Annotated in this window: 8 protein-coding genes; 3 read left to right on the top strand and 5 right to left on the bottom strand. The window is 49.1% G+C overall.

Annotated features, from left to right (window positions below; genetic code table 11):
• Positions 1-191: 191 nt before the first annotated feature.
• The 4 genes from Q4488_RS17105 to pdhR all read right to left on the bottom strand — a co-directional run bounded on the left by Q4488_RS17105 (position 192) and on the right by pdhR (position 8145).
• Positions 192-1532, bottom strand: a complete 1341-nt coding sequence (locus Q4488_RS17105) for a UDP-glucose/GDP-mannose dehydrogenase family protein (protein WP_303581700.1) — start codon at positions 1530-1532, stop codon at positions 192-194.
• Between the two features lie 843 nt (positions 1533-2375).
• A complete protein-coding gene (aceF, locus tag Q4488_RS17100) occupies positions 2376-4331 on the bottom strand; it encodes a dihydrolipoyllysine-residue acetyltransferase (RefSeq protein ID WP_303581699.1) in 1956 nt (651 codons plus the stop codon).
• A gap of 33 nt (positions 4332-4364) precedes the next feature.
• On the bottom strand, positions 4365-7076 hold the full coding sequence (gene aceE, locus Q4488_RS17095; protein WP_303581698.1) for a pyruvate dehydrogenase (acetyl-transferring), homodimeric type: 2712 nt from the start codon (positions 7074-7076) through the stop codon (positions 4365-4367).
• A gap of 304 nt (positions 7077-7380) precedes the next feature.
• A complete protein-coding gene (pdhR, locus tag Q4488_RS17090) occupies positions 7381-8145 on the bottom strand; it encodes a pyruvate dehydrogenase complex transcriptional repressor PdhR (RefSeq protein WP_303581697.1) in 765 nt (254 codons plus the stop codon).
• A 443-nt stretch (positions 8146-8588) separates the two neighbouring features.
• Here pdhR and Q4488_RS17085 point away from each other — a divergent pair, with 443 nt between their 5' ends.
• Positions 8589-9662, top strand: a complete 1074-nt coding sequence (locus Q4488_RS17085; protein WP_303581696.1) for a TRAP transporter substrate-binding protein — start codon at positions 8589-8591, stop codon at positions 9660-9662.
• 142 nt (positions 9663-9804) lie between these two features.
• Here Q4488_RS17085 and Q4488_RS17080 read toward each other — a convergent pair whose 3' ends face one another.
• Complete coding sequence (locus Q4488_RS17080) at positions 9805-10029, bottom strand: hypothetical protein (RefSeq protein ID WP_303581695.1); 225 nt, start codon at positions 10027-10029, stop codon at positions 9805-9807.
• Between the two features lie 27 nt (positions 10030-10056).
• Here Q4488_RS17080 and Q4488_RS17075 point away from each other — a divergent pair, with 27 nt between their 5' ends.
• On the top strand, positions 10057-10485 hold the full coding sequence (locus Q4488_RS17075) for a TRAP transporter small permease subunit (RefSeq protein ID WP_303581694.1): 429 nt from the start codon (positions 10057-10059) through the stop codon (positions 10483-10485).
• Positions 10485-11870, top strand: coding sequence for a TRAP transporter large permease subunit (locus tag Q4488_RS17070; protein WP_303581693.1), 1386 nt, complete (start codon positions 10485-10487; stop codon positions 11868-11870). Before Q4488_RS17075 ends, Q4488_RS17070 begins: the two co-directional genes overlap by 1 nt.
• Positions 11871-11949: the final 79 nt, after the last annotated feature.

Raw genomic sequence — 11949 nt, 5'->3', positions numbered from 1 at the left:
ATCATTGTAGCGAGCGACGCCCCCGTCGCGACTAAACCACAAAACAAAACCATCGGCGTGAGGGCACGCCTCCTACAAACGGATTATCTTCGTAGCGAGGCACGCTAGCATGCCCTTTGGGTACCTCGTGCCGATAACCCCATACTACGGTGTTTTAAACCGTTTATATCCGGTGCGATTTTTTCGCGTTTTTAGCCTTGCTTGATCGATAAACCGCGACCAATGGCGTAATAGCTGAAGCCGCGGTCGGCCATGCGCTGTGGATCATAAAGGTTACGACCATCAAAGATAACCGGTTCGGCCAATTGCTGCTTGATGGTATCGAAGTCTGGTGCACGGAAGCTTTGCCATTCGGTGCAGATCACTAACATATCCGCACCATTCAGTGCGGCTTCTTTGGTGCCCATCAGGTTGAGATCAGCCCGCGAACCATAGATACGCTGGGTTTCTTCCATCGCTTCTGGATCGAATGCCTGCACTTTGGCACCGGCTTCCCATAACAATTCCATCAATACACGGCTAGACGATTCCCGCATATCATCGGTTTTCGGCTTGAATGATAAGCCCCACAGCGCCACGGTTTTACCGGCAACATCACCATTGAAATGACGCTTGATCAGTTCAAACAGTTTAGTTTTCTGTTTCGCATTGACGGATTCGACCGCTTTCAAAATCTGTGAATCATAACCAATCTGTTCAGATGTTCTCACCAATGCTTGAACATCTTTCGGGAAACATGAACCACCATAGCCACAACCAGGATAGATAAAGTGGTAACCGATACGCTCATCAGAACCGATACCATTACGCACATTCTCGATATCAGCCCCTACCATTTCGGCAATATTGGCCATCTCGTTCATAAAGCTGATTTTAGTTGCCAACATACAGTTAGCGGCATATTTAGTCAGCTCGGCACTGCGCACATCCATAAAGATAATACGGTCGTGATTACGGTTAAACGGGGCGTACAGTTCAGTCATCACATCTTTAACGTGATCGCTTTCAGTACCGATAACGATACGATCTGGGCGCATGCAGTCACTGACCGCTGCGCCCTCTTTGAGGAATTCAGGGTTGGAGACCACATGGAATTCCAGTGTTGATTTGCGACCCCTTAGCACTTCAGCAATGGTCGCTTCAACTTTATCACCAGTACCGACAGGCACTGTGGATTTATCAATAATAATTTTTGGGCTTTGCATGTAGGTGGCGATAGTTTTAGCAACCGCTTGCACATATTGTAGATCAGCAGAGCCATCTTCATCTGGGGGAGTACCTACCGCAATGAATTGGATTTCACCAAATTCAACGGCTGCTTTAGCGTCCGTGGTAAACTGTAAACGACCCGCTTCGTAGTTAGATTTCACCAGCGGTGTTAAGCCCGGCTCATAGATGGGAATAATACCGTTCTTAAGGTTTTCAACCTTTTGTGCATCAACATCGACACAACAAACATCATGACCGACTTCGGCCAATACCGCCGCCTGAACAAGCCCCACATAACCAATGCCAAAAACCGTTACTTTCATTTGCCGTTTATCCTTCCGCAGCCTTAAATTTTGCCGAAATTATACCAGCCCCACGTCATCCTGTACGCAATTAATGTCGCCTTAAAAATAATTTGATTGTGAGTGAACGATAGAGCTAAAGCATTAAACGTCTCAATGAACGTCTGTAGCGAGGCACGCTAGCATGGCCTTTGGGTACCCGTGCCGATAACCCCATATCGGTAAAAAGACGAACCTTATCGGCGTGTGGGCACGCCTCCTACAAAAAAAACCGCCCATCGCGATTGAACCACAAACAAACATCATATCGTATCATTGTAGCGAGGCACGCCCCGTGCCGATAACCCATAATCGGCAAAGGCGAACCTTATCGGCGTGAGGGCACGCCTCCTACAAAAGACCACGCCGCGATAAACCTACAAAGCAAAACCATCGGCGTGAGGGCACGCCTCCTACAAAACATCACGCCGCCGCGATAAACCCACAAACAAACATCATATCGTATCATTGTAGCGAGGCACGCCTTCGTGCCGATAACCCAATATCGACAAAAAGGCGAACCTTATCGGCGTGAGGGCACGCCTCCTACAAAAAACCACGCCGCGACAAATCCACAAACCAAAACCATCGGCGTGAGGGCACGCCTCCTACAAAAAAACCACGCCGCGATAAAACCACAAAACAAAACCATCGGCGTGAGGGCACGCCTCCTACAAAAAAAACCACGCCGCGATAAATCCACAAACAAAACCATCGGCGTGGGGGCACGCCTCCTACATACAACGCAAAAAAAAGCCTCTCTTCATTGCTGAAAAGAGGCTTGTGTGAGTGATAAGCTTCGGCCTTGTAGGCTTTGTCTTATGCTTACATCACCATGCGACGTACATCGCTGAGTAGTTGATTTAGGTAAGTGAGGAAACGGCCCGCGTCACTGCCGTTGATCGCGCGGTGATCGTAAGATAGGCACAGTGGCAGCATCTTACGGGGTTCGAACTCTTTACCATTCCAACGCGGTTCGATATCCGCTTTGGAAACACCTAGAATCGCCACTTCAGGGGCATTGACTACCGGTGTAAAGCCGGTACCGCCGATGCCACCTAAGCTTGAGATGGTAAAGCACGCGCCCTGCATCTCTGCCGGTTTCAGCTTACGATCTTTGGCTTTGCCTGCCAGTTCTACGGCCGCTTGGGACAGTTCGTAGATGCTCAGCTTATCGGCATCTTTAATCACCGGCACCATCAAACCGTTTGGCGTATCGACCGCCATACCGATATTGATGTATTTCTTGTAGACGATGTGTTCACCATCAGCATGCAACGACGCATTGAATTTCGGATGCGCTTTGAGGGCAATGGCAATCGCTTTCAGCATGAAGGGTAACGGTGTTAGCTTAACGCCGTTACGTGCCGCTTCCTCTTTCATTTCGGCGCGGAACGCTTCCAGATCGGTGATATCGGCTTTATCAAACTGAGTTACATGCGGAATGTTCAACCAGCAGCGCGACATATTGGCGGCCGTCAGTTTATGGATCTTGGACATTTTCACCATCTCGATCTCACCAAACTGGCTGAAATCGACTTCTGGAATGGCCGGAATACCTGATCCACCGGTGACGCTGGCGGCTGGCTTTTCAGCCAACTGCTTCAACGCACCCTTAACATACGCTTGTACGTCTTCTTTAAGAATACGATTGCGTGGGCCGGTGCCGCTTACCAGTGACAGATCGACGCCAAATTCACGGGCAATAGCACGAACGGCTGGGCCTGCGTGAACTTTTTTGTTCTTCTGCTCTAGCGCTTCACGATCGACCTTACCCGCAGTGGCGGGAGCTGCTGCTTTCGCCGGTGCCGCAGCCGGTGCTGCAGGCGCTGGCGCTGACGCCGCTGCTGCGGGTGCTGCCGCAACCGGAGCCGCTGCTTGACCCACGACTTCCAATTGCATCAGCAACTGACCTTCGTTGACCTGATCACCGTCTTTAATCTTCATCGATTTGACCACACCGGCTTTCGGTGCAGGCACTTCCATCGAAGCTTTATCGGTTTCCAGTACCAGCAGCGAATCGCCTTCGGCAACGGTATCACCATCCTTAACCAGCACTTCAACCACATCAACATCGGTGGCACCGCTAAGATCAGGAATCAGAATATCTTCGATACCACCAGCCACCGGCGCAGGTGCGGCAGCAACAGGAGCCGCGGCGGCAGGCGCTTCGGCAACGGGAGCAGCCGCTGAGGCAGGTGCAGCACCCGCCACTTGCAGATCACATAGGTGATCGCCTTCGTTAACCGTATCACCCTCATTGATATGAATGGCAACAATCACACCGCCCTTCTCAGCGGGTACTTCCATTGAGGCCTTATCGGTTTCCAGTGCGATCAGGGAATCCCCTTCGGCGACGGTATCACCCGCCTTAACCAACACCTCAACCACATCCACATCGCTAGCACCACTGAGATCGGGCACTAATATTTTTTCGACAGCACTGGCGCTGGCTGGTGCTTCAGCAGCAGGCGCCGGTGCTGGTGCCGCTTCCGTAGGCGCGGCGGTTGGCGTTTCAACCGAGACCGCTGCTTCAGCCGCCGGTTCGGTTTCTAACACGACAATGCCCTGCCCTTCGTTACAGGTGCTATCGACTTCAACTAAAATTTCTTTCACTGTACCCGCATGGGTAGAGGGCACTTCCATTGATGCCTTATCGGTTTCCAGCACGATCAGCGAATCACCTTCCGCCACTGTGTCACCCACGACTACACAGACTTCAACAATATCAACGTCTGTTGCGCCACCAATATCAGGAACCGTAATGTTTACAGTACTCACGTCATTATCCTCTCTTAAAAGTTTAGCGTCGGGTTACACAGTCCAAGGAGCTGGTTTTTCCGGATTAATGCCAAACTTCTTCATCGCTTTAGCTACCACCGAACGCTCAACCTTACCCTCTTCTGCCAGTGCAGTTAGGGCGGCAACGACTACGTAGTAACGGCTAACTTCGAAGAAATCACGCAGCTTAGCGCGAGTATCGGAGCGACCAAAACCATCAGTACCCAGCACTTTATAAGTACCTGGGATATATTCACGCAGTTGATCAGCGTAATTGCGCATGTAATCGGTTGAGGCGATCACCGGCCCCTGACGATCTTTCAGGCAATCTTGCAGGTAAGAGGTACGTGCCTCTTCTTCGGGGTGCATCATGTTCCAACGGGCAACACTCTGAGCATCACGACGTAATTCATTGATCGATGTTGTGCTCCAGATATCGGCTTCAACAGCAAAATCTTCGTGCAGAATTTCGGCCGCCGCAATGACTTCACGTAAGATGGTACCGCAACCCATCAGCTGAACTTTCTTATCCGATTCTTTACCTTCCTGCAGCACATACATGCCTTTAACGATACCTTCCTCAGCACCAACAGGCATGGCGCGATGAGCGTAGTTTTCGTTCATGGTAGTGATGTAGTAGAACTTGTTCTCTTTATCCTGGAACATCCGTTTCAGGCCGTCTTGAACAATTACGGTTAATTCATAACCAAAAGTCGGATCGTAAGAGACACAGTTAGGAATCATCTGCGCCATCAAGTGCGAATGACCATCCTGATGCTGTAAGCCTTCACCGTTGAGCGTTGTCCGCCCAGAGGTCGCACCGATCAAGAAACCACGGGCTTGCATATCACCGGCAGCCCAAGCCAAATCCATCACCCGTTGGAAACCAAACATCGAGTAGTAGATATAGAACGGCACCATGGTGCAGTTGTTGTTACTGTATGACGTAGCACACGCCATCCAAGCCGACATCGCACCCGCTTCGTTAATACCTTCTTCGAGAATCTGACCGGTTTTAGATTCTTTGTAGAACATGATCTGATCAGAGTCATGCGGCTCATAATTCTGTCCGGCCGAGGTGTAGATACCAAGCTGACGGAACATACCTTCCATACCGAAAGTACGCGCTTCATCCGGCACAATAGGCACGACACGGTTGCCCATATTCTTATCTTTTACCAAGGTACTCAGTACTCGGTTGAGTACCATCTGCGTCGACATTTCACGCTTGCCGCTGTCTTTTAGCTGTGCCGCAAAGGATTCCAGTGGTGGAATTTCTAACGCTTCAAAATCATTACGACGCGTTGGATAGACACCGCCCAACCGGTTACGACGATCCATCATGTACTTCATCTCCGCAGAATCGGGAGATGGACGGTAATAAGGAACATCTTTCAGCTGTTCATCGGTCAGCGGAATGTTGTGGTGATTACGGAAATCTTTGAGATCTTCCATCGCCACTTTTTTCAATGAGTGCGTATCATTTTTCGCCGTACCTGATTTACCGGTACCATAACCTTTAACGGTTTGCGCCAAAATAACGGTTGGCTGACCTTTATGATTCATTGCCTCATGGTAGGCCGCATACACTTTGTATGGATCGTGACCACCTCGGTTGAGGTTCATGATATCGTCATCGGACAGATCTTTAACCATCTCTAGCAATTCTGGGTATTTACCGAAGAAATGCTCACGGGTGTACGCGCCACCGTTGGCTTTGTAGTTTTGCAGTTCACCATCACAGACTTCGTCCATGCGTTTCTGCAGCAAACCTTTGGTGTCATTTTCAAACAGTGGATCCCAATGACGGCCCCACAAGCACTTGATGACATTCCAACCAGCGCCACGGAACACGCCTTCGAGTTCCTGAACGATTTTACCGTTACCACGCACCGGTCCATCGAGACGCTGCAGGTTACAGTTAACCACGAACACCAGGTTTTCTAAGTGTTCACGGCCGGCCAAAGAGATCGCTCCCAAAGACTCTGGCTCATCACACTCACCGTCGCCGAGGAAGGCCCACACTTTACGCTCGCCACGATCGATCAAAGAACGGGCTGACAGATAACGCATCACATGCGCTTGATAGATCGCCTGAATGGGGCCTAGCCCCATCGATACGGTTGGGAACTGCCAGAAATCCGGCATCAACCAAGGGTGTGGATAAGAAGGTAAGCCGACACCATCGACCTCACGACGGAAGTTATCCATCTGTTCTTCGGTTAAACGGCCTTCGAGATAGGCGCGCGAATAGATGCCCGGAGAGATATGGCCCTGGAAGAACACCAAGTCGCCTTCACGCTCGCCTTCTGAACCATGGAAGAAGTAGTTAAAACCGATATCGTACAAGGTGGCAGACGAGGAGAAACTAGAGATGTGGCCGCCCAAGCCGTCGTCATTATCGTTGGCACGCATCACCATCGCCATCGCATTCCAACGAATGAATGAACGAATACGGCGTTCCATAAAGAGATCGCCCGGCATACGTACTTCATCTTTGGATGCGATCGAGTTGCGATAAGGCGTGGTCAGGGATGCATTTGAATTCACCCCCAGATCAGAAGCTTTTTCCCCTAGCTTCTTAAGTATGTAGTGAGCACGTTCGCTGCCTTCATTATTAGCAACAGATTCCAGTGCATCTACCCATTCACTGGTTTCAATTGGATCAATATCGTCGATATGTTCTTGCACTTTGCCTTTCTCCACTATTCTTGTCTTGCACTCAAAACCAGGCGATACCGTCATCCCGGTGGTCGATAAACTCTGTTAAGAATAGAAGCAATCAGTAAAAAAGCAGGCAAAAACAGCCCTAAAAGCTGAATTAAATCGTTTAATCGATTTCTAGCGCTTTGCCCCGCTCACTTATACGTTTCACTAACACTTCTGCGAATGCCTTAAAGAGCTAAAACAGGCGACATGCTGCAATGCAGCATGTCTGTTCATTTTTTCTTATCATTTTAATTTTGTAGTAATACTACAAAAATACAGGTTTGATGTCCACTTATGCTGCCGGCCTTACGGGCATTGTAGTTTTTATACAGAGCAGCAATTACCGTGATGTGACATCCGCCCGACGTAACGCTCGCTTGATTCGAGTATTCTCCTTGCCTTGCTCCAATAACGCATCTTCAACATAGGCTAGATGATCATGTGCCGCCTTACGCGCTTTCTCGGGATCCCCCGCGAGAATGGCGCTCATTAACAGCGAATGCTGTTCATGTATTTTGCTACGTATCCCCATTTGAGGATAGATATCTTGCAGATTGTCCCAAATATGTTGGCGCAACAAACTAAATAGGGCCCGCATCATATGCAGCAACACCATATTATGCGTTGATTCTGCGATGGCCAAATGAAAATCTACATCAGCCAGTACCTCTTTATCAAACTCTTTACGATCATGAAACGCCTGCAAGGCATCATAGCGGGCCCGAATATGTTCTTTATCGGCAGGCGTGCTACGCAGTGCGGCGTAGTAGGCCGACACGCCTTCGAGGGCATGACGAAATTCCAGTAGATCATATTGCGCTTCAGGATGAGTGTTGAATAATTCCAAGAGTGGATCGGAAAAAGCGCGACCTAACGTTTCAGCGACATAGGTGCCTCCCCCCTGACGACTCACCAGCACCCCCTTAGCCGCTAACTTCTGAATGGCTTCTCTCAATGAAGGCCGCGAAACGGCAAACTGTTTCGCTAACTCCCGTTCGGCCGGCAGCCTTTGCCCGGGCTTGAGCGTACCTTCCAGTACCATCTCTTCAAGCTGCCCCATAATGACATCGGAAATTTTAGGCTGTTTTACGCGCTGATATACCATCGAACCACCTCCACCAAGTACTACGTTCAACCATACTGGCTGCTAAAAACGATTATCCCTGACAACAAAACAATGCAGACAGGAAGAGGATCGTCCCCCAAGCTCTACCCATACTGCCGTCGTCCAACGAAGCAAAGCAGCATTGATCACCCTCACATATCATCACGACTTAGCGTCATAAGCATGACTATTGTCGAATAGTCATCGTCTGATCTTATGGTTTTTTATTGATTTAAATAAAAATCACACGTTTTTAATAAAACCGACTAACTTTATTAAATATAAAACATTGACAAGTGTGTGGTTAAAAATCTAAGGTAGCATTCAATTGCATGGTAAATTGGTATTACCAATTATTCAAGAACATTTTCATACGGCTCCGAATGGCCGGTTCTTGAAGCTTGCAATACTGATAAAAACAACAAGCACCACGAGGAAAAAGCATGAGTAAATTCGCCAAGAGTCTGGTTTCTGCCGCCGTCGTCACGACAGCCATGACAGCCACAACAGTTACTGTTCAAGCGGCTGATAGAGTACTTCTCAAAACGCCGATTGCCTTTGGCTCTCACCTTCCGGCACTCGGTACACCGATTAAGTGGGTATCAGAGCAATTGCCGCTGATGAGTGAAGGCTCAATTAAAATGAAGCTCTATGAGCCCGGCAAACTCGTGGGTGCTAAAGAAATTCTCGGTGCGGTGTCTGCCGGTAAAGTCAACTCGGGTTATGCAACCGCGGGTTATTGGCAGGGTAAAATCCCCGCCGCCGCTCTGTTTTCTGCCGTTCCATTTGGCCCAGAAGCCGGTGAGTACATGGCTTGGCTGTATTACGGTAATGGTTTAAAGCTGTATCAAGAGATGTATGACTCTAACGGCTACAACGTGAAGGTGCTTCCCTGTGCCATTATCTCCCCTGAAACATCGGGCTGGTTTAAGAAAGAGATCAATACCCCTGACGACTTGAAAGGCCTGAACATGCGTTTCTTCGGTTTGGGTGCTTCGGTAATGGAAAAAATGGGCGTTTCGACCTCGCAATTACCCGGCGGTGAAATCTTTGGTGCACTGGAGAAAGGCGCTATTGATGCCACCGAATTCTCTCAGCCAGCGATCGATCAGCGTCTCGGCCTGTATAAAATTGCTAAATATAACTACTTCCCTGGCTGGCATCAGCAAGCCACTATCTTTGAGCTGTTGATCAACAAAGATACCTGGAACGACATGAGTAAGTCACAAAAAGCCATTGTGGATAACACCTGTAAAGCGTCCGTCACCAATGCGATTGCCGAGGGTGAAGCGATGCAGTTTGATGTGATGGCCAATGCTAAAGACAATGGCGTGCATATTCGCTATTGGAATGACACCATGTTGACAGCCTTTGAGGATAAGTGGGATGAAGTGGTCAGCGAGAAAACCGCCGAAGACCCATTCTTCAAGAAGGTTTGGGATGATCTGAGCACCTTCCGTAAAGGTTATGATCTTTGGGAGTCTAATGCCTTCCTACCTCGTGCTAAAAATAATTAAATTTGACGTCCTCTATAAAAGGAGCAGCTAAGCGCTGCTCCTTTTATGCTATCGCCCATCATCCGCCGATAGTGGCTCGTCGAACTCGGTTCCGCTTGACTGAAGGCTTTATTCATCAGCTTCAAACGAGCAGACCTAACACTCAACCAACAAGTAGGATAGCTGCTGAAAAAACGCTGCGATCAAGCACTTCAACGTGGCCATTTTGCAGCGCTTTTTCAAAATATATTCGAATATTAACGTTGCCACGCTCGATCATTATTACCATAAACGCTGCTAAAGGTGCATTATCGTGAATCAGCCTAATAGCCTGCCCCCTGTTCCCCTCGCGGACAGCATTGACCGGGCAATCCAGAAAATCGGGCATCTAATTGCCTGGGCTTATGTACTCCTCGTGTTTGTTATCATTGCGCAGGTCATTCTGCGTAAAGGTTTTTCCAGTGGCCTGATCATTTTCGAAGAACTGGAATGGCACCTCTATGCGGTCGGCGTGATGTTCGGTTTGTCATATGCACAAACCACAAACGCCCATATTCGAGTCGATCTGTTTTACTCATCGTTTCGTGCAAGCACTAAATATGTGATTGAAATCTTAGGGATCTTATTGCTGATACTGCCGTTTATTTCGGTTATTTTTATCCATAGCCTAGACTTTGTCGCTGATTCTTATCGTATCAATGAACATTCTGAATCCCCCTCTGGCCTACCCTATCGCTGGCTCGTTAAGAGTGTCATACCGGCGAGCATGTTGTTACTCGGATTGTCTGTACTCTCGCGTCTATACCGCGACACGGTTTTACTGTTTAAAGGGGATAAAGCGTAATGGAAATAAATGAGATTCTCGTGATTGCGATGTTCCTATCGTTCATCGCCTTGCTGTTCACCGGTATCCCCGTTGCGTGGGTGTTAGGCGGTATCGGTGTTGCCTTCGCACTCATTGGTTACCTAGCGGATATCTATCTCGATACCATAACCGGTTTGGACTTTCTCACCCTCGGCTTGGTGGTCAACCGGCTATGGAAGATCATGGACAACTGGATACTGGTGGCCCTACCGATGTTCATCTTCATGGGCATTATGCTGGATAAATCCGGGGTTGCCGAACGCTTGATGAAATCGATGCAAGAGCTGTTTGGTCAGGTCCGGGGCGGATTAGCGATTACGGTCACCGCTATCGGTATCATACTGGCGGCCTCGACAGGCATTATTGGCGCCTCGGTTGTCTTGCTGGCGGTGATGTCTTTACCTTCGATGACCAAGCAAGGTTATTCCATGCCACTGGCGCTGGGTACTATTGCCAGTGCCGGCACCCTCGGTATCTTAATTCCACCGAGTATCATGCTGGTTATTATGGCGGATCAACTCGGACTCTCGGTCGGCGATCTGTTTATGGGCGCGGTGTTCCCCGGGCTGATGCTGGGCAGTATGTATATCATCTACATTTTGCTAGTCGGCAAGTTTAAGCCCGAGGCGGCGCCTATACCTAATGACACCCAACCGGTGACGCTGGCGACACTGATCTCCGTTTTAAAAGCGGTATTACCTACGCTGCTATTAATCTTCGTGGTGCTCGGCTCTATCTTCGGTGGTTTTGCCACCCCGACAGAAGCCTCGGGTGTGGGTGCCTTTGGTGCCACCCTACTAGCCATCTATAACCGTAAATTCAACTTCAAAGTATTAAAAGAGGTGATGCGAGGCACCTATAACACCACGGCTTATATTTTCGCTATCTTTATTGGCGCAACCTGTTTTGCGCTGGTATTGCGCGAGTTGGGAGGCGATGAGCTGATCGAGTCATTCTTGACCGGCCTACCTTTTGGTCCTTACGGCATTATTTTCTTTATCTTGGGGGTAATCTTCCTGCTCGGTTTCTTCCTCGATTGGATCGAAATCACGCTGATTATTCTGCCGCTACTGGCACCGGTGATCTCGGCGTTAGGCTTAGACATCGATGGCTACGGTGTGGTGGATAATCCCGAGTTGGTGTGGTTTGTGATGTTGGTTGCCATGGCACTGCAAACCTCCTTCCTCACCCCGCCAGTTGGTTTTGCGCTGTTCTATCTCAAGGGTGTTTGCCCACCGAGTGTTCAGCTAAGCGATATTTATAAGGGCGTTATTCCCTTTATCATGTTGCAGTTGATTGGCTTGCTAATTCTGGTTTTCTGGCCGCAGTTAGTACTCTGGTTACCCGCAGCAGCTTACGGTTAAACGCATCATCCACAGAAGGAGCTTGGCTCCTTCTGCTTTATTTTTACCCGACCGACAGGTCAAATGATAACCGGGCAGA

Origin of the sequence: Amphritea sp. 1_MG-2023 (assembly GCF_030547545.1) — a bacterium.
GTDB lineage: Bacteria > Pseudomonadota > Gammaproteobacteria > Pseudomonadales > Balneatricaceae > Amphritea.
Note: the sequence above shows the minus strand (reverse complement) of the source record. Positions and strands in the feature narration are given on the sequence as shown.